18 protein-coding genes, 1 tRNA gene and 1 pseudogene are annotated in these 22896 nt (G+C 71.8%); 2 read left to right on the top strand and 18 right to left on the bottom strand.

Annotated features, from left to right (window positions below; genetic code table 11):
• Positions 1-74 precede the first annotated feature (74 nt).
• From glyA to M4D82_RS22745, 14 genes and pseudogenes are all read right to left on the bottom strand, one after another.
• Positions 75-1307, bottom strand: coding sequence for a serine hydroxymethyltransferase (glyA, locus tag M4D82_RS22810; RefSeq protein WP_249767814.1), 1233 nt, complete (start codon positions 1305-1307; stop codon positions 75-77).
• A 125-nt stretch (positions 1308-1432) separates the two neighbouring features.
• On the bottom strand, positions 1433-2089 hold the full coding sequence (locus M4D82_RS22805; RefSeq protein ID WP_249767813.1) for an arsenate reductase/protein-tyrosine-phosphatase family protein: 657 nt from the start codon (positions 2087-2089) through the stop codon (positions 1433-1435).
• Positions 2086-2733: an L-threonylcarbamoyladenylate synthase gene (locus M4D82_RS22800; RefSeq protein WP_249767812.1), complete on the bottom strand. Its 648-nt coding sequence runs from the start codon at positions 2731-2733 to the stop codon at positions 2086-2088. Before M4D82_RS22800 ends, M4D82_RS22805 begins: the two co-directional genes overlap by 4 nt.
• Positions 2734-2782: 49 nt before the next feature.
• A complete protein-coding gene (gene prmC, locus M4D82_RS22795) occupies positions 2783-3628 on the bottom strand; it encodes a peptide chain release factor N(5)-glutamine methyltransferase (protein ID WP_249767811.1) in 846 nt (281 codons plus the stop codon).
• 43 nt (positions 3629-3671) lie between these two features.
• The gene (prfA, locus tag M4D82_RS22790; protein WP_249767810.1) at positions 3672-4751 is read right to left on the bottom strand and encodes a peptide chain release factor 1; all 1080 of its coding nucleotides are present in this window, start codon (positions 4749-4751) and stop codon (positions 3672-3674) included.
• Positions 4752-4869: 118 nt separating this feature from the next.
• The gene (rpmE, locus tag M4D82_RS22785) at positions 4870-5088 is read right to left on the bottom strand and encodes a 50S ribosomal protein L31 (RefSeq protein ID WP_007266580.1); all 219 of its coding nucleotides are present in this window, start codon (positions 5086-5088) and stop codon (positions 4870-4872) included.
• 204 nt (positions 5089-5292) lie between these two features.
• Complete coding sequence (locus M4D82_RS22780; protein WP_249767809.1) at positions 5293-6390, bottom strand: LCP family protein; 1098 nt, start codon at positions 6388-6390, stop codon at positions 5293-5295.
• 214 nt (positions 6391-6604) lie between these two features.
• Positions 6605-8706 (bottom strand): annotated as a pseudogene (rho, locus tag M4D82_RS22775) (transcription termination factor Rho).
• Positions 8707-9123: 417 nt separating this feature from the next.
• On the bottom strand, positions 9124-10062 hold the full coding sequence (gene thrB / locus M4D82_RS22770) for a homoserine kinase (protein WP_249767808.1): 939 nt from the start codon (positions 10060-10062) through the stop codon (positions 9124-9126).
• Between the two features lie 329 nt (positions 10063-10391).
• Positions 10392-11462 (bottom strand): threonine synthase, encoded by a 1071-nt coding sequence (thrC, locus tag M4D82_RS22765; RefSeq protein ID WP_249767807.1) that lies wholly within the window; start codon positions 11460-11462, stop codon positions 10392-10394.
• Positions 11463-11468: 6 nt separating this feature from the next.
• Positions 11469-12758 carry a homoserine dehydrogenase gene (locus M4D82_RS22760; RefSeq protein ID WP_249772061.1) on the bottom strand — a complete coding sequence of 430 codons (1290 nt, stop codon included), beginning with the start codon at positions 12756-12758 and terminating at the stop codon, positions 11469-11471.
• A 158-nt stretch (positions 12759-12916) separates the two neighbouring features.
• Positions 12917-14308: a diaminopimelate decarboxylase gene (gene lysA / locus M4D82_RS22755; RefSeq protein WP_249767806.1), complete on the bottom strand. Its 1392-nt coding sequence runs from the start codon at positions 14306-14308 to the stop codon at positions 12917-12919.
• A 35-nt stretch (positions 14309-14343) separates the two neighbouring features.
• Positions 14344-15315, bottom strand: coding sequence for an ArgS-related anticodon-binding protein NrtL (gene nrtL, locus M4D82_RS22750; protein ID WP_249767805.1), 972 nt, complete (start codon positions 15313-15315; stop codon positions 14344-14346).
• Between the two features lie 67 nt (positions 15316-15382).
• Entirely contained in the window at positions 15383-15859 is a 477-nt protein-coding gene (locus M4D82_RS22745; protein WP_249772059.1) for a response regulator, read from the bottom strand.
• 100 nt (positions 15860-15959) lie between these two features.
• On the opposite strand from M4D82_RS22745, the gene M4D82_RS22740 reads away from it, so the two are divergent.
• A tRNA-Arg gene (locus M4D82_RS22740) sits at positions 15960-16031 on the top strand.
• A 74-nt stretch (positions 16032-16105) separates the two neighbouring features.
• Here M4D82_RS22740 and M4D82_RS22735 read toward each other — a convergent pair.
• From M4D82_RS22735 to M4D82_RS22720, 4 genes are all read right to left on the bottom strand, one after another.
• On the bottom strand, positions 16106-17035 hold the full coding sequence (locus M4D82_RS22735; protein WP_249767804.1) for a hypothetical protein: 930 nt from the start codon (positions 17033-17035) through the stop codon (positions 16106-16108).
• Positions 17032-18990, bottom strand: coding sequence for a hypothetical protein (locus M4D82_RS22730; protein WP_249767803.1), 1959 nt, complete (start codon positions 18988-18990; stop codon positions 17032-17034). The genes M4D82_RS22735 and M4D82_RS22730 overlap by 4 nt, the downstream gene beginning before the upstream one ends.
• Positions 18990-19817, bottom strand: coding sequence for a toll/interleukin-1 receptor domain-containing protein (locus tag M4D82_RS22725; protein WP_249767802.1), 828 nt, complete (start codon positions 19815-19817; stop codon positions 18990-18992). Before M4D82_RS22725 ends, M4D82_RS22730 begins: the two co-directional genes overlap by 1 nt.
• Before the next feature lie 106 nt (positions 19818-19923).
• Positions 19924-21189, bottom strand: a complete 1266-nt coding sequence (locus M4D82_RS22720) for a helix-turn-helix domain-containing protein (protein ID WP_249767801.1) — start codon at positions 21187-21189, stop codon at positions 19924-19926.
• Between the two features lie 310 nt (positions 21190-21499).
• On the opposite strand from M4D82_RS22720, the gene M4D82_RS22715 reads away from it, so the two are divergent.
• On the top strand, positions 21500-22486 hold the full coding sequence (locus M4D82_RS22715) for an XdhC family protein (protein WP_249767800.1): 987 nt from the start codon (positions 21500-21502) through the stop codon (positions 22484-22486).
• Positions 22487-22896 lie beyond the last annotated feature (410 nt).

Genomic DNA, 22896 nt, shown 5'->3' with positions numbered 1-22896 from the left:
ACATTAGCCGCGATGTCACCTCGTTCGAGGACGCGCGGAGGGGCCGTTCCGGTTGCGGCCGGTCCCCGCCGGCCCTATCGGCCCCCGTACGGGGGAAATCCCCGGGCCAGGTCCCCGACCTTCGTACGGGTCTCCGTGGCGGCCCCGCGCAGCGCCGCGGCGAACAGCTCCGCGATGCGCTCCATCTCCGCCTCGCCCATCCCCTGGGTGGTCACCGCCGCCGTGCCCAGGCGGATCCCGCGCTGGTCCCCGTACGGCAGGGCGCAGGTGTCGAGGACGATCCCGGCGGCGGCGAGCCGGCCGCGCGCGGTGGGTCCGTCGAGGCCGAGCCGAGCCGGGTCGGCGGTGATGAGGTGGGTGTCGGTGCCGCCGGTCGTCACGCCGAAGCCGCGCTCGATCAGGGCGCCGGCCAAGGCGCGGGCGTTGGCGACGACCCGGTGCGCGTAGCGGGCGAAGTCCGGTCCCGCGGCCTCCCCGAAGGCCACCGCCTTGGCGGCGATGGTGTGCATCTGCGCGCCGCCCTGGGTGAAGGGGAACACCGCCCGGTCGACCCGCTCGGCGTACTCCGCCCCGCACAGCACCATCCCGCCGCGCGGGCCCCGCAGCACCTTGTGCGTGGTCGCGCAGACCAGGTCGGCGTACGGGACGGGGCTGGGCGCGGCCCCGCCGGCGACCAGCCCGATGGGGTGCGCGGCGTCCACGACGAGCGCGGCCCCGACCTCGTCGGCGATCTCGCGGAACGCCGAGTACTCGGGGTGGCGCGGGTAGGAGATCGACCCGCACACGATGGCTTTCGGCCGGTGCGTACGGGCGAGGCGCTGAACCTGCTCGTAGTCGATGAGGCCGGTGCGGGGGTGGACCCCGTAGGCGACGAAGTGGAACCAGCGGCCGGAGAAGTTGGCGGGCGAGCCGTGGGTGAGGTGGCCGCCGTAGGGCAGGCCCATGGCCAGCACGGTGTCGCCGGGGCGCAGCAGGGCGGCGTAGGCGGCGAGGACTGCGGAGGAACCGGAATGCGGCTGCACGTTGGCGTGCTCGACGCCGAAGAGGGCTCTGGCGCGCTCGATGGCGGTGCGTTCGGCCAGGTCGGCGTACTCGCAGCCGCCGTGGTGGCGGGCGCCGGGATAGCCCTCGGCGTACTTGTTGGCGAGCGCGGAGCCGAGGGCGGCGAGGACGGCGGGCGAGGTGAAGTTCTCGGCGGCGCTCATCTGGAGCGTGGTCGCCTGCCGCTGCGCCTCTCCGGCGAGTACGTCGGCCATCTGCGGATCCTGCTGCCGCAGCAGGTCCGTGGGCGGGGTGATGACGCTCATGGCGCGACTCCAGAGGGCTGCCCATCAGGTACCAGCCACTGTAGGCCCCCACCCCCCGAACCGCCCGCCCCGCCACATTTCCGGCCGGCCGGACCGCCGGCCCCGGCGTACTGCCCCAGCCTGCCTCAGCGCGAAGCGGTGACGCCCGTCAGGGCGGTGACGACGGGGTCCAGGGCCTGGTTGATCTCGTCGCCGATCGAGCGGAAGAAGGTGATCGGCGCCCCGTACGGGTCGTACACCTCATCGGCGTCGGCGGACGGCGCGAGCAGCCACCCCCGCAGCGCCGCGGCAGCCCGCACCAGCGCCCGCGCCCGCTCCGCCATCCCCTCGTCCAGCGGCGGCAACGTGGCCGGATCTATCGCCCGCACGAGCCGCGTGAACTCCTTCAGCGTGAAGGTGCGCAGGCCCGCCGAGTGCCCCATCGAGATGACCTGCGCCCGGTGGTCCCGCGTGGCGGTGAGCACCAGGTCGGCGCGTATGACGTGCTCGTCGAGCAGTTCCCGCCCGGTGAACCCGGACGCGTCGGCCCCGAAGTCGGCGAGGACGGCGGCCGCGTTGGCCTCCATCGGCGCCCCCTCGTGGCCCCAGGTGCCCGCGCTCTCCACGATGAGGTCTCCGGTCACGAGGCCCCCCAGCCGGTGCGACAGGGCGTGTCGCGTCAGCCGCTCGGTGATGGGCGAGCGGCAGACGTTGCCGGTGCTGACGTGGAGTATGCGGAAGGACTCTCCCCCGGCGGCGGCCGGCAGGCCCCCGTCGGCTATGCCACGCCCCTGAGGGCTCACGGAGCCACCTCGAGGTCGGGTACGACCTCCCGCAGCTGCTCGGCGGTCAGCGCCCCCGCACGCAGCAGGACGGGAACCTTCCCGGTGACGTCGACGATCGACGACGGCAGGGTGCTCGGGGTCGGGCCGGCGTCCAGGTACACGGACACGGAGTCGCCCAGCATGGCGCGCGCGGCGTCGCAGTCCTCGGGCGCCGGGTGCCCCGACAGGTTCGCGGAGGAGACGGCCATCGGGCCGACCTCGGTCAGCAGCTCGATCGCGACGGGGTGCAGGGGCATGCGTACGGCGACGGTCCCGTGGGTCTCCCCCAGGTCCCACGCCAGCGACGGCTGGTGCCTGGCGACGAGCGTGAGCCCGCCCGGCCAGAAGGCGTCGACGAGCTCCCAGGCCTGCTCGGAGAAGTCCGTGACGAGCCCGTGGAGGGTGTTCGGGGAGCCGATCAGCACGGGCGTGGGCATGTTGCGGCCGCGCCCCTTGGCGGCGAGCAGGTCACCGACGGCCTCGGCGCTGAAGGCGTCCGCGCCGATCCCGTACAGGGTGTCGGTGGGCAGCACGACGAGCTCGCCGCGGCGCACTGCGGATGCCGCTTCACGCAGACCCGTCTTGCGGTCCGTCGCGTCGTTGCAGTCGTATCGCCGGGCCATCAGCGGGACTCCTCGTGCAGCAGGGGTGTGGCGGAAAGGGGCGTGGCGCTCACGGCAGGGCCTTGCGGGCGGTGGCGAAGCGCGGGCGGTTGTTCAGGTCGGGGTGGTCGGCGGCGTCGGCCCAGCCCCGCTCGTCGGCGAAGATCCACGGCACCTGGCCGCCCTGCGTGTCGGCGTGCTCGATGACGACGATGCCGCCGGGTCGCAGCAGGCGGTGGGCGGTGCGCTCGATCCCGCGGATGGTGTCGAGGCCGTCCTCGCCGGAGAACAGCGCCATCTCGGGGTCGTGGTCGCGGGCCTCGGGGGCGACGTACTCCCACTCGGTGAGCGGGATGTACGGCGGGTTGGAGATGACCAGGTCGACCTGTCCGTCGAGCTCGGGCAGCGCGCTCAGCGCGTCGCCCTGGTGGACGGTGACCCGTGAGCCCTCGGCGTTCTTACGGGTCCACCGCAGCGCGTCCTCGGACAGCTCGACGGCGTGCACGCGCGAGCGCGGCACCTCCTGGGCCATGGCGAGCGCGATGGCGCCGGAGCCGGTGCACAGGTCCACGATCAGCGGCTCGACCACGTCCATCGCCCGGACGGCCTGTATGGCCCAGTCCACGACCGACTCGGTCTCGGGCCGGGGCACGAACACCCCGGGGCCGACCTGGAGCTCCAGGTAGCGGAAGAAGGCGCGGCCGGTGATGTGCTGGAGCGGCTCGCGCGCCTCGCGGCGGGCGACGGCCTCCCAGTAGCGGGCGTCGAAGTCCGCGTCCTTGACGTGGTGCAGTTCCCCCCGTTTGACGCCGTGCACGAAGGCCGCGAGCTCCTCCGCGTCGAAACGCGGAGAGGGCACGCCGGCGGCGGCCAGCCGCTGGGTGGCCTGGGCCACCTCGGCAAGCAGCAAGTTCACGCTGGTCCTCCGGGCTGCTGTCGTACGGGGGGTGGAGCGAGGGTCAGTGCGCGGCCGCGAGCTTCGCCGCGGAGTCCGTGTCGACACAGGCCTGGATGACCGAGTCGAGGTCGCCGTCGAGCACCTGGTCCAAGTTGTACGCCTTGAAACCGGTCCGGTGGTCCGAGATCCGGTTTTCCGGGAAGTTGTACGTACGGATCTTCTCGGACCGGTCCACGCTGCGCACCTGGCTGCGACGCACGTCGGAGGCCTCCTGCTCGGCGGCTTCCTGGGCGGCGGCCAGCAGACGCGAGCGCAGGATGCGCATGGCCTGCTCCTTGTTCTGGAGCTGGCTCTTCTCGTTCTGGCAGGAGGCGACCACGCCGGTCGGAATGTGCGTGATGCGGACGGCGGAGTCGGTCGTGTTGACGGACTGGCCGCCGGGGCCCGAGGAGCGGTACACGTCGATGCGCAGGTCGTTCGCGTTGATCTCGACCTCGACCTCCTCGGCCTCCGGGGTGACGAGCACGCCGGCGGCGGAGGTGTGGATGCGGCCCTGGGACTCGGTGGCCGGCACGCGCTGGACGCGGTGCACGCCGCCCTCGTACTTCATCCGGGCCCACACGCCCTGGCCGGGCTCGGTGGCGCCGTTGCCGCCCTTGGTGCGGACGGAGACCTGGACGTCCTTGTAGCCGCCGAGCTCGGACTCGGTGGAGTCGATGATCTCGGTCTTCCAGCCCACGCGCTCGGCGTAGCGCAGGTACATGCGCAGCAGGTCACCGGCGAACAGGGCGGACTCGTCGCCGCCGGCGCCCGCCTTGATCTCCAGGAGCACGTCCTTGTCGTCGCTGGGGTCGCGCGGGACGAGCAGCAGGCGGAGCTTCTCGGTGAGCTCCTCGCGCTGCGCGCCCAGTTCCTTGGCCTCGGCGGCGAAGTCGGGGTCGTCGGCCGCCAGCTCCTTGGCCGTCTCGATGTCCTCGGCCGTCTGCTTCCACGCGCGGAAGGTGGCGACGATCGGAGTCAGCTCCGCGTAGCGCTTGTTCAGCTTGCGGGCGTTGGCCTGATCGGAGTGGACCGACGGGTCGGCGAGCTTCTTCTCAAGATCGGCGTGCTCGCCGATCAGTTCCTCGACCGCCTCGAACATCGGGTGCTCCTGTGGTGAAAGTCAAAAATGGCTGGGCTGGGCTGAACGACGACAAAGGCGCCGGTCCTGCCGCCCCCGCGTGGTCAGGGGGCGGCCGGTGACCGGCGCCTGGGTCGCGCTACTTCTTGGCCGCACCCTTGCCGAAGCGGGCCTCGAAGCGGGCCACACGGCCACCGGTGTCGAGGATCTTCTGCTTGCCCGTGTAGAACGGGTGGCACTCGGAGCAGACCTCGGCACGGATGGTGCCCTCGGTCAGGGTGCTACGGGTGGTGAACGACGCGCCACAGGTGCAGCTGACCTGGGTCTCGACGTACTCGGGGTGAACATCGCGCTTCAAGGTGTCTCCTAGATTCGGGAGGGCGCCGGGTCGCAGGAGCCGAATTGCGCACTGCGTGAACCGGGGCCGACAGACCAGTCTGCCAGGACCGGGCCGCCTGTCAAAATTCTGAGAACGCTCCCCTCAACGGGGACGACACGCCATCTATTCCGGACCCGTTCCGGCCGGCTCCCGCGCCCCCGCTCGCGCCTGCGCCCCCGGCACCTACTGGACGATCGCCCCGGCCGCGCTCTTGTCGCCGGCGGACTTCTCCGTCGCCTGCGCGGGGATCGGCCGGTCGGCCAGGAGGGCGTCCCAGACCATCTGGGACTCCTTGGTGAGCGGCACCACGCGGTCGTCGTCGAGCGGGTCGCCCATCACCGGCAGGGTGATCATGTGCATGTTTTCCGCACCGATGCCCTGGAGGCCCTGGGCGAAGCCCATGAGGGACTTCACGTCACCCAGCGGCTTGTCGGTGGTGATGGCCTTGGTGGCGGAGTCCGCGAGGTCGAGCAGCCGCTTGGGGTTGTCGAAGACGCCGATGCCCTTGACCTGCTTGATCAGCGCCTTCATGAAGGCCTGCTGGAGCTGTATGCGCCCCAGGTCGCTGCCGTCTCCGACGCTCTTGCGGGTCCGGACGAGGCCGAGGGACTGCTCCCCGTTGAGGGTGTGGGCGCCGGGCGGGAGGTCGAGGTGGCTGCCGCTGTCCTTGATCGGCTTCGTCGTGGTCAGCGGGACCCCGCCGAGGTTGTCGATGATCTTCTTGAAGCCCGTGAAGTCGACCTCGATGTAGTGGTCCATGCGGATCCCCGACATCTTCTCGACGGTCTTCACCGCGCAGGCGGCCCCGCCGATCGTGAAGGCCTCGTTGAACTGGGCCCGCTTGCTGCCCGCGTTGGTCTTGCCGTTGGCGGTGGTGCAGGCGGGGCGCGGGAGCATCGTGTCGCGGGGGATGGACACCACGCTCGCCTGGTGGTGCCCCTCGTAGAGGTGGACGATCATCGCGGTGTCGGAGCGGGCCGAGCCGCCGTCGTCCGAGCCGTACTGGCTGTTGGCGCCGTCCCGGGAGTCGGAGCCGAGGACGAGGATGTCCATCGAGCCGTTGTCGACATTGGCCGGGCGGTCCTTGCCGAGGGCCTGGTCGATGTCGACGCTCTTCAGGTTGCCGTTGAGCTTGAAGTAGACGTATCCCAGGCCGGCGCCGCCCAGCAGGACCACGCCGGCCGCTATCCAGGCGGCGAGCACGAAGCCCCGGCGGCGCGGGGGTTTCCGTCGGCGCCGTGTGACGGCACGGCGGCCGCGCCCCCTGCGTTCCTCGCTCATGCTCTCCTCAGTCCTGCCGTCCGGTACACCCCTGCTTGACCCGCCCTCTTTCACTCAGACGGACGAGCGGGTTCCAGGGTTCCACGACTCGCGCGGTGGTCGAGTGCGTCAAAGGTCACAGGGAGGTCTCGGGGAGGTCGCGGGGCGGGGGCGAACGCACGACCGCCCCCGCCGCGAGGTGCGGCGGGGGCGGTCGTGGTGCGCGGCGATCCGGTCAGTCGTCGTTCTTGCCGGCCGGGGTCGTCTTGGCGATCTGCATCAGGAACTCGGCGTTCGACTTCGTCTGCTTCATCTTGTCGAGCAGCAGCTCGATCGCCTGCTGCGAGTCGAGCGCGTGCAGCACCCGGCGCAGCTTCCAGACGATGGCGAGCTCCTCGCTGTTGAGGAGGATCTCCTCCTTGCGGGTGCCCGACGGGTCGACGTCGACGGCCGGGAAGATGCGCTTGTCGGCGAGCTTGCGGTCGAGCTTGAGCTCCATGTTGCCGGTGCCCTTGAACTCCTCGAAGATCACCTCGTCCATGCGCGAGCCGGTGTCGACGAGCGCGGTGGCCAGGATGGTCAGCGAGCCGCCGTCCTCGATGTTGCGCGCGGCACCGAAGAAGCGCTTCGGCGGGTAGAGCGCGGTCGAGTCGACACCACCGGACAGGATGCGGCCGGAGGCGGGCGCCGCGAGGTTGTACGCGCGGCCCAGACGGGTGATGGAGTCCAGCAGGACGACCACGTCGTGGCCCAGCTCCACGAGACGCTTGGCGCGCTCGATGGCCAGCTCGGCGACGGTGGTGTGGTCCTCGGCCGGGCGGTCGAAGGTCGAGGAGATGACCTCGCCCTTGACCGACCGCTGCATGTCGGTGACCTCTTCCGGACGCTCGTCGACCAGGACGACCATCAGGTGGCACTCGGGGTTGTTGGTGGTGATCGCGTTGGCGATCGCCTGCATGATCATGGTCTTGCCGGTCTTCGGCGGGGCCACGATCAGGCCTCGCTGACCCTTACCGATCGGCGACACGAGGTCGATGATGCGGGTGGTCAGCACGCCCGGGTCGGTCTCCAGGCGGAGCCGGTCCTGCGGGTAGAGCGGGGTCAGCTTCTGGAACTCCGGCCGGCCTCGGCCGGATTCGGGCGCCATGCCGTTGACGGAGTCCAGGCGCACGAGCGCGTTGAACTTCTCGCGGCGCTCGCCGTCCTTGGGCTGACGGACCGCACCGGTGGTGTGGTCACCCTTGCGCAGACCGGCCTTGCGGACCTGGGCGAGGGAGACGTACACGTCGTTCGGGCCGGGCAGGTAGCCCGAGGTCCGGATGAACGCGTAGTTGTCGAGGATGTCGAGGATGCCCGCGACGGGGATCAGCACGTCGTCGTCGGCGACCTGCGGCTCGTTCGGCGCGAACTCGTCACGGCCACGACGACCGCGACGGTCGCGGTAGCGGCCGCGACGGCCGCGACGGCCGTCCTCGCCGTCGAAGTCGTCCTGCGGACCCTGGTCCTGACGACCCTGCTGGCCCTGACCCCGGCCGCCCTGCTGCTGGCGGTCGGCACGGTCCTGACGGCCGCCGCCCTGGCCGGCCTGGCCGCCCTGCTGCTGGCCGCCCTGCTCGTCGGTCTTGGCGCCCCGCTCGCGACGGCCCTGGCGGTCGCCGCGCTCGGCACGGTCACCGCGCTCGGCACGGTCACCGCGCTCGCCGCGGTCACGGCGGTCACGACGGGTGCGGCCCTCGCCCTCCTGCGCCTGGCCCTGGCCCTGCGTGGAGATCGCGGTGGCGGCCTCGGCCTTGACCTCGGTCTGCGTGGCGACGGGGGCGGTCTCGGTCTTCTGCTCGACCTGCACGACGGCGGCGGGGGCCGAGGACTCGGGGCTGCCCGAGGGAGCGGTCGCCCGACGGCGGCGGCGCTCGCCGACCGGGGCGTCCTCCGCCGCGCGCTCGGCCTCGCCCGTGCGGGCGGGGCTGCCCGCCGGCTGGCCCGGGATCTCGATCTGCGCCGGGACGGCGGGCTTCTCGGCGGGCGCGGCGGCCTCGCCCGTACGGGCCTTGCTGGTGGCGCGGCGCTTCGGCTTGGTCTCGGCGGCGTCCGCGGCGGGGGCCGCGGCCTGGCAGCGCTGCCGCCCTGCGCCTCCTTGATGACCTCGATCAGCTGGCTCTTGCGCATCCGCGCGGTGCCCCTGATACCGAGGCCCGACGCGACCTGCTGCAGCTCGGCCAGGACCATGCCCTCAAGGCCGGTGCCGGAGCGGCGTCGCTTGGGGGCGGCGCCCGCGGCGGGAGCGCTGGTGTCGACGTTGGTGTCGGCAGCGCCCATCAGATCGGTGGTGTCGCTCACGAAGGGTCCTTCCCTGGAGCGGACGTCGGCCTGTCTGGCTCGGCGACCGGTTGTGCTGTCCGACAACGGTCCTAGGTGTGGACCGTGCCGGGGCGGTGGTCCGCCGGAAGATGTACGGCGGAGAGAAACGTGCGTGGGTGGTTCCGGCGAGAAGCCCCGAGCTGGAAGCGTGGGAATGTCACGCCGATTCCGGAGCGTGCTCGAAACTGCTGGCAGCGATCAAAGCAGTCGGGGAGGCTCCCGGAAGAAAGGTGGTCCCGGATGGGGACACTGAGCACCGAGCCATGGCGGCTTCGGATGCGCACTTGAGATTAACACTACCGGATCCAACAGACATTCCCCCTCTCAATCACCGGCAATCGCCCCTTCCGCGGGCCGGCGGCCTGCCCGGCCGCCCGCCCGGACGGGGCCGTGTCGCTACGACACGGACTGCCCGCCCTGGGTGCCCAGCGGAAGGACGCTCGCGCCCGCGGTGTCGAGGGCGAGCCGGTTCGCCGCCCATCCCTCGCCCGCGAGCCGCGCGACCTTGTCGGCCGCGTCGTTGTCGACCAGCGCGAGGACCGTGGGGCCGGCGCCGGAGATGACCGCGGGGATACCGTCCGCCCGCAGTCGGGCCACGAGCGCGACGCTCTCGGGCATCGCGGGGAGACGGTACTCCTGGTGCAGCCGGTCCTCGGTGGCGGGCAGCAGCAGCTCGGGGCGCCTGGTCAGGGCCTCGACGAGCAGACCGGCGCGGCCCGCGTTCACGGCCGCGTCCACGTGCGGCACCGTGCGCGGGAGCAGGCCCCGCGCGGTCTCGGTCAGGACCGGGTTGGCGGGGACGAAGACCACCGGAACGATGGAACGCGCCGGCTCCATACGGATCGCCCTGGCGCTCCCGCCGTCCATCCAGGCGAGGCTGAAGCCGCCGAGGAGACAGGCGGCGACGTTGTCGGGGTGACCCTCGATCTCGGTGGCCAGCTCCAGGAGCGCCGCGTCGTCGAGCTTGGCCTCCCCGCCTATGGTCACGGCGCGGGCGGCGACGATGCCGGCGCAGATCGCGGCGGAGGAGGAGCCGAGGCCCCGGCCGTGCGGGATGCGGTTGGCGCAGACGACCTCCAGGCCGCGCGGCTGCCCGCCCAGCAGGTCGAAGGCGGTGCGCATGGCGCGCACGAGGAGGTGGCTCTCGTCGCGCGGGAGGGTGTCGGCGCCCTCACCCGCGATGTCGACGTTCAGGCCCGAGTCGGCGACGCGGACGACCACGTCGTCGTAGAGCCCCAGGGCCAGGCCGAAGGCATCGAATCCGGGGCCGAGGTTGGCACTGCTGGCGGGGACGCGCACTCGTACGGCGGCGGCGCGGAACGCTGGACCTGCCATCGGTCGATGACACTCCTTGTGACTGTGCGAGATCTGGCGGCGGTGCGGGATCTTCGCTGCGAATGTACTGGAGAACGCACGACACCCGAAGGCCCTTGGGGCAGCACCGCGGTCATATGCGCGGTGGCGGATGTAAGTACAGCGTATCGAAGGAAGGTTCTCTCGCGACATAGGGCGCACAGGAGGCGCACGATGCGTGTCGTCGACTTCCGTCGGCTTCCGAGGGCTTCCGTTGACTTTTCGTGTCGTACGGGCCGAGTTGCCGGGTTCCGGATGGTTCCGGAACCCGGCGACGGGGCGTGGGCCTCAGGGTCGGGCCGGGCCCGGTGTCAGACCAGGCCGAGGCGCACGGCCGCGGCCTCGGCGTCCACCGGAACGGTGATCGGCTGCGGAGCGCCGGCGACCGCCCAGTCGGGGTCCTTCAGGCCGTTGCCGGTGACGGTGCACACGATCGTCTGACCCGGGTCGACGAGACCGGCCTCGGCGGCCTTCAGCAGCCCGGCCACCGACGCGGCCGAGGCGGGCTCCACGAAGACGCCCTCCTGCGCGGCCAACAGGCGGTAGGCGGCCAGGATCTGACGGTCCGTCACCTCATCGATGAAGCCGCCCGACTCCTCGCGCGCGGCGAGCGCGTACTCCCAGGAGGCCGGGTTGCCGATGCGGATCGCGGTGGCGATGGTGTGCGGCTCCTTGACGACCTCGCCGCGCACGATCGGCGCCGAGCCGGAGGCCTGGAAACCCCACACGCGCGGCGTACGGGAGGCAAGGCCGTCGGCCTTGTACTCCTTGAAGCCCCTCCAGTACGCCGTGATGTTGCCGGCGTTGCCGACGGGCAGCACGTGGATGTCGGGGGCGTCGCCGAGCGCGTCGACGATCTCGAACGCGGCCGTCTTCTGACCCTCGATGCGCACCGGGTTGACGGAATTGACCAGCGCCACCGGGTAGTTGTCGGACAGCGCGCGGGCCAGGTCCAGGCAGTCGTCGAAGTTGCCGTCCACCTGAAGGATCTTGGCGCCGTGCACCAGCGCCTGACCCATCTTGCCGAGCGCGATCTTGCCGCGCGGCACGAGGACGGCGCAGACCATGCCGGCGCGCACCGCGTACGCGGCGGCGGAGGCGGAGGTGTTGCCGGTGGAGGCGCAGATGACGGCCTTCGCGCCCTCCTCCTTGGCCCTGGTGATGGCCATGGTCATGCCGCGGTCCTTGAAGGACCCGGTGGGGTTGGCGCCCTCGACCTTCAGGTGGACCTCGCAGCCGGTGCGCTCGGACAGCACCTGCGCGGGGACGAGGGGAGTGCCGCCCTCGCGGAGCGTGACCACCGGGGTCGTGTCCGTGACCGGCAGCCGGTCCCGGTACTCCTCGATGATCCCGCGCCACTGGTGGGTGCGATTGCTGCTCATGGGTCCTTACTCCCCTTCAACACGCATGATGCTGGCGACACCGCGCACGGTGTCCAGCTTCCGCAGCGCCTCGACGGTCCCCGAGAGGGCGGCGTCGGGCGCGCGGTGAGTGACGACGACGAGGGAGGCCTCGCCGTCCTTGCCCTGCTGGCGGACGGTGTCGATGCTGACTCCGTGCTCCGCGAAGGTCGTCGCCACCTGGGCGAGGACGCCCGGCTTGTCCGCCACATCGAGGCTGATGTGGTAGCGGGTGACGACGTCCCCCATGGGGCTGACCGGCAGCTGGGTGTACGCCGACTCGCCGGGCCCCGTTGCCTCGGCGAGCTTGTTGCGGCACACGGCGACGAGGTCGCCGAGGACCGCGGACGCGGTGGGCGAGCCGCCCGCGCCGGGCCCGTAGAACATCAGCCGCCCGGCGGCCTCGGCCTCGACGAAGACGGCGTTGTACGCCTCGCGGACGGAGGCCAGCGGGTGGCTGAGCGGGATCATCGCCGGGTGGACGCGGGCGGTGACGGACTCGCCGTCGGCCGCGCGCTCCAGGATCGCGAGGAGCTTGATGGTGCAGCCCATGCGCTTGGCGGAGGCGAAGTCGGCGGCGCTGACCTCGGTCATGCCCTCCCGGTAGACGTCGTCGAGGCGCACCCGGGTGTGGAAGGCGATGCCGGCGAGGATGGCGGCCTTGGCGGCGGCGTCGTAGCCCTCGACGTCGGCGGTGGGGTCGGCCTCGGCGTAGCCGAGGGCGGTGGCCTCGTCGAGCGCCTCCTGATAGCCGGCGCCGGTCGAGTCCATCTTGTCGAGGATGAAGTTCGTCGTGCCGTTGACGATGCCCATCACCCGGTTGATCTTGTCGCCGGCGAGGGACTCGCGCATCGGGCGGACCAGCGGGATCGCGCCGGCCACGGCGGCCTCGTAGTAGAGGTCCAGCCCGTGCTGCTCGGCGGCGGCGTGCAGCGCGGCGCCGTCCTGGGCGAGGAGAGCCTTGTTCGCCGAGACGACGGAGGCGCCGTTCTCGAAGGCGGTGGTGATCAGGGTGCGGGCGGGCTCGATGCCGCCGATGACCTCGATGACGACGTCGATGTCGCCCCGTTTGAGGAGGGCGGTCGCGTCGGTGGTGACCAGGGCCGGGTCGATGCCCTCGCGGACCTTGGACGGGCGCCGCACGGCCACGCCGGCCAGCTCGACCGGGGCGCCGATCCTCGCCGTCAGATCGTCGGCGTGCGTCGTCATGATGCGCGCCACCTCTGAGCCGACCACTCCACAGCCCAGCAGCGCCACCTTCAGCGGACGCGTACGCATCATTTGACCTACGCCTTTCGATCTTCTTCGCTCCCGGCGCGCGGTTTGCGCGTCAGGTGTGAACCAGTCTCACTCAATGGACAGGACTTTCCATCCTCGGTCCATTGAGTGAGACACCTATTTTGAGGGTCGGAACCCCGGTCCGGAAAACAATGGAATCACCCCAGGTCCAGACGCAGGAGATCCTCCTCCGTCTCCCTGCGGACGATCACCCGCGCCTGCCCGTCGCGCACGGCCACGACCGGCGGGCGCAGGGCGTGGTTGTAGTTGCTGGCCATGGAGCGGCAGTACGCCCCGGTGGCCGGAACGGCGAGGAGGTCGCCCGGCGCCAGGTCGGCGGGGAGGAACGCGTCCTTGACCACGATGTCACCGCTCTCGCAGTGCTTGCCGACGACACGGACCAGCATGGGCTCGGCGTCGGAGACGCGGGAGACGAGGGTGACGGCGTACTCGGCGTCGTAGAGGGCCGTGCGGATGTTGTCGGACATGCCGCCGTCGACGGAGACGTACGTGCGCAGCCCTTCGAGGGGCTTGATCGTGCCGACCTCGTAGAGGGTGAAGGCGGTGGGGCCGACGATGGCGCGGCCCGGCTCGACGGAGATGCGCGGGGCCTTCAGGCCGGCGCTCTCGCATTCGCGCGCCACGATCTCGGTGAGCGCCTTGGCGATCTCGTGGGGCTCGCGCGGGTCGTCGGCGGAGGTGTACGCGATGCCGAGGCCGCCGCCGAGGTCGATCTCGGGGAGCTCCACGCCGTGCTCGTCGCGGACGGCGGCCAGCAGCCGGACCACCCGCTTGGCGGACACCTCGAAGCCGGCCATGTCGAAGATCTGGGACCCGATGTGGGAGTGGACGCCGAGCAGCTCCAGGCTGTCGTGCCCGAGCGCCCGCCGGACGGCCTCGGCGGCGGAGCCGTCGGCGACGGCGATGCCGAACTTCTGGTCCTCGTGGGCGGTGGCGATGAACTCGTGGGTGTGCGCCTCGACGCCGACGGTGACGCGGATCTGCACGGGCTGGCGTACGCCCAGCTCACGGGCGATGTGCGCGACGCGGGCGATCTCCTGGAAGGAGTCGAGCACGATCCGGCCGACCCCGGCCGTGACGGCCCGACGGATCTCGTCCTCCGACTTGTTGTTGCCGTGGAAGGCGATCCGGTCGGCGGGCATGCCGGCGGCGAGGGCGGTGGTCAGCTCGCCGCCGGAGCAGACGTCGAGGTTCAGGCCTTCTTCCTTGAGCCACTTCACGACGGCCTTGGAGAGGAAGGCCTTGCCGGCGTAGAACACGTCGGCGTCCTTGCCGAAGGCGTGCGCCCAGGCGCGGCAGCGGGCGCGGAAGTCCTCCTCGTCGAGGAAGTAGGCGGGGGTGCCGAACTCCTCCGCGAGGCGGGTCACTTCGATGCCGCCGACGGTGACGATCCCGTCGTCGTTCCTCGTCACGGTCCGGGCCCAGACCTTCTCGTCCAGCGCGTTCAGGTCGGCCGGCGGGGGCGCGTAGTGGCCCTCGGGCAGGACGTCGGCGTGGCGGGGCCCGGCGGGATGGGCGGAGCGGCTCATCGGTATCTCTCTTCGCGGTTCAGCGGTTCAGCGGTTCACAAGCTGTCGGGTGGGGCTATGCCGAGGAGGGCCAGGCCGCCGGCCAGCACCGTCCCGGCGGCTTCGGCGAGGGCCAGCCGGGCGCGGTGGGCGGCCGAGGGTTTCTCGTCCCCGATGGGCAGGACCGCGTACTGGAAGTCGAGGAGCGCGTCGGCGACGGCGACGAGGTGCCGCGCGATCCGCTCGGGCGCCTGGTGAAAGGCGGCGGCTTCGAGGACGAGGGGATACTCCCCCAGCAGCGCGAGCACGCGCTGCCCGTGGGCGGGTTCTCCCCCTGCTTCCCCTACTTCCCCCTCACATCCGAGTCGGCGGGCCTCCCGGACCAAGGCCCGGACGCGCGTGAAGGCGTACCGCACCAGGAAGAACTCGTTGGACTCGTCCTGGACGAGGAGGCTCGCGTCGAACTGGGGGGTCTCGCGGGCGGGGGTCGCGAGCATGGCCCACCGGGCGGCGTCGGCTCCGTAGCGGGCGGGGGCGTCGAGGTCCCGGTGCGCGAGAGGTGCGACGCGGGGCGCGGCGGGGCCCTGCCCCTGGCTCGCCCGGATCCGGTCGACGGTCTCGCGTACGGCGCGCTCGCGCGGGCCGGGGGCGGGCGTGCTCGCCGCGGTGGCCTCGTACGCGTCCTCGGCATACCCGTACCGAAGGCCGCGGCCGAGCACCTCGCGTACGAGGTCGGCGGCGGGGCGGGGGGCGAGGGTGAAGTTGAGGAACCCGGGGCCGGTGACCTCCACCCGGGTGATGCCGGGCTCGCCGGCCAGGCGGGACGCGAGCTCCCGCGCCACGTCGGCGGGGCGGTGCGGCGTACCCTTCGCGAGCTGGAAGGCGACCGGGGTGGCGTACTCCCCCACCCCTCCGGGCCGCGTCCGCTCGACGACGATCCGCGCGGGGGCGGGACCGGCCAGTTCCCCGTCCTCGACGGCACGGCGTACGGCGCGTACGACGGCACGAGAGAGGTCGGCGGGGGTCACGCCACCCAGCGTAGGGGAGAAGCCCCCGGGTCACGCATCGGGTTTCGCCATGTGAACAGGGGGCTCCCTACCTCCCCCCGCGCCCGGCGGGCTCCCCTTTCCTCTCCCACCGCTCCTTGCGCTCCACGAGCCGACGCACGACCCGCACCAGCTCGGCGGGCTCGAACGGCTTGGCGACGAACGCGTCCACCCCGGCGGCGATGCCGGCCTCGACCTCGTGCTGCGTACAGGCACTGACGATGGCGACGGGCAGATGCCGCGTCCGCGGATCGGCCCGCAACCGCGCGGCGGCCCCGAACCCGTCCAGCCGGGGCATGACCACATCAAGGGTGATCGCGTCGGGACACACGCGGTGGACGATGTCCAGACACTCGGCACCATCGTTCGCGGTCACGACCTCGAAGCCCTCCAGCTCGAGATTGACCTTGATCAGCTGCCGGATGACCTTGTTGTCGTCGACAACAAGCACCCGGCGCGGGGCGCCTGGCACACCTTGAGAGTAGGTTGCCCTAAGCCCCCGCGTCCGGGTTTTCGCCACTTCCACCCCCTCCGGGCGACCGACCTCCCCGTCCCACCGGAATCCGTTCCTGATCACCCCGCGGGAGCTGGTAGTGTTCAACCCGTCGCCGCACAGCGAACGACACGCCCCCGTAGCTCAGGGGATAGAGCAACGGCCTCCGGAGCCGTGTGCGCAGGTTCGAATCCTGCCGGGGGCACTTCGCATGAAGTGCCCAAAGACCCCGCCATCAGCGAGTTCGCTGAGACGGGGTCTTCGCGTATGTGCGGGCGGCTACTCCTCGGGGGTGGGTGGGAGGAAGTGGGCGCGGAGGCGGGCGGCTTCTTCTGAGCGGTCGACCGAGTCGAGCCAGGCTTCGAGGCGGAGGAGGAAGGCCTCTCCGTCCGGGGAGTCGGGGGACAGGTCGAGGAGGTCCAGGAGGGCCGTCACACAGGTGAGGACGTCCACGGTGGGCTCCTCAGTCGGGGTCGACGGTCGTTCGACCAGGTGTCGGAAGAGGGTGGCCACCTCGGTGTTGTTCGACGCCGCCGAGAGCTGTGCGAAGGGGCCGAGGAGTTCCACGGCGCGCTCGATGTCTTCCTCGTGCCGCGAGAGCCACCACACCGCCGCGCTGCCCGGGGTCTGGAGTACCTCGTCGGCCAGGTACTTGCGTCGACTGCGCTCGTACTGGCGCTCCTGCTCCCAGGTGTCCTCTTCCTTGCGCAGGCCCGCCAGTTTGCGGAGTCGGTCGCGGTCCTCGGGGACCAAGGCCAGGGTGACGTCCGTGGCCATCACGACCAGGGTGGCCGTGTCGTCCAGGGTGTGGGTGCCGAGGGCTTCCTCCAGGAGGTACTGGACGGCCCCGTGGCGTTCGGGACGTTCGTTGCGCGTGAACTCCTGGGCGCGCCTGATCACATGGGCCGCGGCGAGGCCGGAACGGTTGCCGTGCGGCACCGTGCCCTGGGTACCGGCGGGGCGCCACCAGACGGACGCCGAGAAGAGGAAGTCGTAGTCGGGCAGGGAGCTGGGGACGGCGACCCGCTCCAAGTGGATCTCCTGGAAAGGAGGCTCGGCGGGCTGCTGGGGTTCGGACGCCGTCTCGGTGGACTGCTGATGGTGGACGCGGGCACGCAGCCGGGCGCGTTCCGCGCGCTTCACCAGGATCAGTGCCACCGCCGCCCCCAGCGTCACCGCCAGGAAGATCCACGGCAGGTACGTGCTCATCGCACTCCTTCCGACTCGGGCGAGGGGACGGCCTCGTCCGGGACGAGTCCTTGGGCGACGTCGATGCCGTGGCGCAGCCACGTCGCGGTCGCGGTGCGCTCCGGCCGGCCGGCCGCCCAGTGGCATGTGGAGGTGTACAGCTGGTTGCCGTGCCGATCGCTGCCCGCGACGGCGTCGACCAGAACGCCGAGGGCCGCCTCGCGCCGTTCTTCGGGTATCCGCAGGACGGCGCTGAGCCAGCGGTGCACGAGCGGGGCCCAGTCGTGCCGGTCACTGAAGTCCATCGCGGCGCGCCAGACCTTGGCCAGGTCCGGCCAGGGCAGGTCGGCTGGCAGCACCGCGTCCTCGTAGAGGTCGAGGAGGAGGGCGATGTTGCCCGGCGAACGGGGGCCGAGGTAGGCCGCGATGCGCCGGTGCAGGTAGCGCAGGAGCCTCGGGTCACTCGCCACGAGGGCGAAGAGCGCCTCGCGCGCACTCCCGCCCGCGGGGTGATGTGCCAGGTGATGGAGTCGGACGACCGCGTGGTACGGGTGGGTCGCGGACATCGGGTCCCGGCAGACGTCGGTGAGCGCGCGCAGCAGACCGTCGGGGAGAGTGGGTTCCCGTGACCAGGTCCGGATCTGGTCCAAGACCTTTCTGACGTGGCGTTCGTCGGCGAGAGCCACTTCGAGCGCGGTCGCGGCCGGCGCGTGCAGGGGGCGGGGCGAGTCGCTGTCGGTCCAGCGCCGTACGAGGTCGAAGATCTCGGCGGGCCCCCCGGAATCGAGGATCCGTTCGACGAACCGCTCGGTCAGTGCCTGCTGGTCCGTGTCGGTGACGTCGCCCTGCGCGAGGACGTCCTCCACCCAGGTTCCGAAGGTCCGACGCAGGTCGGGGAAGTGCAGCCAGAAGTGGCGGCGGATCGCCGCGTCGTATTCCAGGTGGTCGAAGGTGACCAGCCCCCGTGCGTCCCTGCTGATGCGCAGTCGTGTCAGCTCGTCGAGCAGGTCGTCGCGTACGAAGAGGGCCGCGTCCGTTCCGTCGTCCTCGGGGCGGTGTCCCAGCGCCCGCAGCAGCCTGCTTCGGCTGTGGAAGACCGTGTCCGCCGGGAAGCCGTGCAGCATCGCGGTGCTGAGGAGGAGGGCGCGGCCCTCGGCGGACCTCACCTCCTTGATCTGCTGGGCTGCCTCGGCCGCTCGGTGGGTGACGGCGCCGAGGGCTTCGTCGGCCCATGCGCGGAACGCGTTTCCGTGGCGGCCACCGGCGCGGGCGCGATCGACGGTCGCGCAGAAGCGGGCCAGCTCACGCATCGGATCGTCGGCGAAGAACCGGGTCAGTGCCTCGGTACGCAGGTCCTCGTCCTCGAAGGGGATGCCCGCCAGGCGCAGGGAGCGTCGCACGACCGCGGGACCGTGGGGCCGTTCCAGGAGTACGACGAGGGGCTCGAACTGCGGATCCAGGAGGTGGTCCAGGCCCGACGGGAGGACGACGGCCAGCCGGGCCCCGGCCTCTTCGACGGCCGACCGGTACAGGGCGAGGGATTGCTGTGCCTCGATGTAGTCGGCGGAGGAGACAGCGGAGAGGTTGAGAAGGAAGCGGTCGCGAGGGCCGGCGTCCAGGGTGTCATCAGGCCGCGCCACCGTGAGTTCCTCGAACCGCCCCTGTGGACCGGAGACCTGGTCGGGCGCCTCGTGCAGGAGTACGGTCGCCGCGGCGTGGCGCCCGGTGCCCGGCGACCCCCGGAGCAGGACGACCGCTCCCGGCTCCGCGATCCGGTGGGCCGCTTCACCGAAGCGGGGCGGGCGGACGAAGCGCCGGCGCAGATCCCTGCGCCGCTCGCGGGCGATGGACAGCGGGTCCGGCCGCTGCCGGTGCGGGGCGGCGTGGAAGGAGTAGTTGTTGGTCTGAGGCCCGGAGCCGGTGTGCGTCGGGCCGGCCCTGCCCTCGGTGGCGTCTTCGGAACCGTCTTCCGTCATCACGCCTCGTCCCGGCGGCGCTCGGCGCGGTCGTGGTCGCGGTCACGGTCGTGGTCCCGGTTGCGCGGGGTGCGGTGGTCGTCGGCGCTTTCGACGTACTGGCGCATGCCGCCCGAGTTGTCGCCGGCCACGAAGTTCACGCCCATCCCCTCGCCGTTGAAGGAGGGGCCGTTGTACTGGGCTCCGGAGCCGGTGTGGATCGGGCCGTTCGGTTCGCTGATGAAGCTGTCGAGGTTGCCGTTGAGGAAGCCGATGCCTCCGCGCTGTTCGTGGCGGATGTCGCGGACCCGCATGCGGGTGGCGCCCGTGGGATCGGCGTCCGTGTCGGTGCCGGCCTGCGGGGGCGTACGGTCGGCCCCGGCGAGTCGGGGGACCAGCTCGGCCAGGTCGTCACCGAGCCGCCTCAGATCGCTCTCGGCGTTGCGGTGGTCGAACCGGCGGTACTGGTGGTCGGCCAGCTCCGCCAACTCGGCTGGCAGCATGCCGCGTTCGAGACGGGTGGAGCGGCCCACCAGTACGGGGACGACGTGCGCGCCGCATTCGATCGCCTCCCGGATCTCGACGCGCGTCCAGTCCTGCGGGTCTTCGAGGGCCGGACGTCCGGACCGACCCGGGGCCGTGACCCACTTCTCGCCGATCACGGCGAGCAGGACGCTGCTGCGGCGCACCGCCGTGAGGAGTTCCCGAGGGAAGGCCTGTCCGGGGCGGATCGACTTGCTCGCACGGAAGACGCGGTCGTCCCCGAACCGGCGGGAGAGCTCTCGTTCGATGAGGGTGGCGGTGGCTTCCTCGTCGCCGGTGCGGTAGTTGACGAAGATTTCGGGCATGGCGGATTCCTCTCCTGGCGGGAAAGCACGCGTAAGGACGACGCTCATGAAGACGGCACGCTTATGGGCGCGGGCCGGCTTGGGCGGGTGTGAAGGGTGGAGAAGTTCAGATGAGGGCCGGTTTGAGAGCCCAGGCCAAGGCGGGTTGCAATTCGCGGACGGCGCGGTTGACGCGATAGCGACCGAGTTCGTCGGACAGACGTCGGATGTCGGAGCGAACCGTCGCGGACGGGGTGGCCACACTCATGTCGAGCAGGCCCTGGGCAATGGCGCAGGAATGTTCGACTTCCCCCGCCGCGGCATGCGCGAGCGCCCGCCGGAATCCGTATCTCGTACGCGTCCTGAGAGCGTTCTCGGGAATGCGGTGGCATTCCCGGTCGAGGACCTGGGCCGCCTCGCGCGGACTGCCGAGGTCGTACAGGCACCAGCCGGTGACCATGGCGGCGGGATCAGCGAGGTTCGTGGTGCCGATCACGGGGCCGGGCCCGGCGTCCCCCTCGGCTGCGGCCAGGCTCCGGCGGGCCCGTTCCAGGGCGCGCATACAGGCGAGTTCGTCGCCGGCGAGGGCGTGGCCCTGGGCCTCGCGCTGCGCGGCCAACCCCCGGATCCTCGGGGGCAGTCGCCCGTCGGTCTGGGCCTGCGCGGCGAGCCCGATCGTGCCGGAGGAGTCGCCGTCGTACAGGGTGACCAGCGCCCTGCGGACCAGGGCGTACGAGGCCAGGTGCGGATCTTCTCCGGCCTGGGCCAGCAGCACGGCGTCGGCGGTCCAGGACAGCGCCGCCCGGACCATGCCCGCCTCCTGAGCCATCCAGCCCGCGAACTCCGCGAACCGCGAGGCGAGGACCAGGAGCGGAAGGCGGTCGCGCGGGGCGCCCGTGGACAGCAGCGCCACGACGGAGCGCGTCTGGGCCTCCAGTACGGGGAGCAGGGTGGCGGGATCGCAGCACTGACCGAGGGCGCGCGACTGTTCGAGTTGCGTGGTGAGGGCGTCGAGGAGAGCGGTCCCGCCGGAGGATGTCGCGTGGCCGGGTCTTTTGAGGACCGTGCCGATCAGGGTGTCGACGCCGACGGCGAGCAGCTCGGCCGGATCGAGTTCCCAGCGGCGGTCCACTGGCCCGGCATCGTCGTTCGCCCGGACGGCCGCGGTTCGGTTCCGAGGGGATGGTTCGACCAGTCTGCGCAATGCTCCTTTGGCGCGGAGAAAGGTGTCGACGCGGCGAACGAGATCCGGCGACGGCTTCACCTTCCCCCGCTCCACTTTGCTCAGATATCCCTTGGAGTAGTTCACCGCCAGGCTCAATTCAGTGAGCGTGTATCCGGCCTGATGGCGTAATCGACGCAGTTCGGGCCCCACGGCCGACCAGGTGTTCATCGAAGGCAACTCCCGAGAGATATGGCGCCCTTGGAGATCGATTCAGAGGCGAGTGTGGCATGCGATACCGGGCTGCGGGCGGCATCCCGGAGGTTTCCTGTTGCCTGTACGGACGGTGAGATTCGGGAGGGATTTCGTCACGTCGGGTGATCGGTGTTCCGGTGGTCTGTACGAGGGGGGTGGGGTGGGGTCTGTGGGATTGGGGGGTGGGTGGGGGGTGGGGGCGTGCGTAGGGTGGTGGGTGGGCCGCTTTGTGCCGTTGACCAGGCACTTTGCGGGGAGACAGCGCGTACAGGATGGGGCTACGACGATGCGTGAGCTGGCGGAGACGGCACGGCGGTGGGTGGCCGAGGGGCGGGTGGCGTTCCTGGCGCGGCCCGTGACCGAGTCCGGGTTCGGGCCGCGGGATCCTGCCGGGGCGGTGCTCGTGGACGCGGGTGGGGAGTGTTTCGGGGCCCTGTACCGCGGGGTGTTCGACGCCGAACTCGTCGCCGAGGCCGGGGCCATGGAGGGCGGCGGCCGTACGGCGCGGGTGTGCGAGGTGTCCGTGGGGCGGGCCGAGGCCGAGGACGCGCGGCTCACCTGCGGTGGGCAGGCCGAGGTGCTGCTGCAGCCGCTGGCGGCGATTCCGGCCGAGTGGTGGGAGTTGCTCGGCGCCGGGGCCGGGGTGGCGCTCGTGACGCGGCTCGGGGAGGGCGCGGACACCGCCGAGAGCGAGGTCGTACGGGCCGGGGAGCCGGCGGCCGATGACGCCGCGCGGCGGGCCGGGGAACTGCTGGGGACGCGGCGGCCGGGCCGGGACGCGTTGTACGGGGGCTCGGGGTTGGTGCTGGTGGAGGCGTACCCGTCGGCGCCGTACGTGGTCATCGGGGGCGGCGGTGAGTTGGCCGAGGTGATCGAGCGGCAGGCGGAGCTGTTGGGGTGGGAGGCGGTGACGGTGGACAACGCCGTCGACGCCGAGAAGGTGCTCGGCGCGCACCGGGACGCCGCCTGCCTGGTGATGCTGAGCCACCAGGAGGACTTCGACGTGCCGACCCTGCGGTTGGCGCTCGCGCTCGGGGTTCCGTACGTGGGTGCGCTCGGCTCGCGGCGGACCACCGCGCGGCGCACCGAGGGGCTCGTGGCGGCCGGGGTGACGGGCTCGGAGCTGGCCCGGGTACACGGGCCGATCGGGCTGGACCTGGGGGCGAAGACCCCTCCGGAGACCGCGCTCGCCATCTGCGCGGAGATCCTCGGCGTGCTGGGCGGCAAGGAGGGCGCGGGCCTGCTGCGGGATTCGAACGGTCCCCTGCGGTAGGGCGGGGAGGGGGACGGGTCCTGGCAGGCGCGCCCGTGCCATCCGTGCCGCGCCGGACGACGTGGGTGCGGTCGCTGGCGCGTATAGCCGGGTGAGCGCGTTGGCGCGCCGGGCCTGCCCGGACCGGGGGCCGCAGGCCCGGCGGGCCGGGCGGCCTGCGGATCGGATGCGGGCCGCGCCGGGCCATGCCCGGGGGCCGGGCAGAGCTGGCGGCCGAGTGGGCGGCGGGGCGGCAGCGGGTGGCGGCGGACCGGATGCGGTTCGGGGACCGGGCGCGTGGGGCGGGCCAACGGATCGGAAGCGGGCGGCGTCGGGCCGTGCCCCGGCGTGCCCGGCGGCCCGCATGGGCCAGCGGATCAGGCAGACCGGCGGGGGCGGCGGCGGACCGGATGCGATCGGCGGACCCGGCG

Origin of the sequence: Streptomyces sp. RerS4 (genome assembly GCF_023515955.1) — a bacterium.
Taxonomy (GTDB): Bacteria; Actinomycetota; Actinomycetes; order Streptomycetales; family Streptomycetaceae; genus Streptomyces.
Note: the sequence above shows the minus strand (reverse complement) of the source record. Positions and strands in the feature narration are given on the sequence as shown.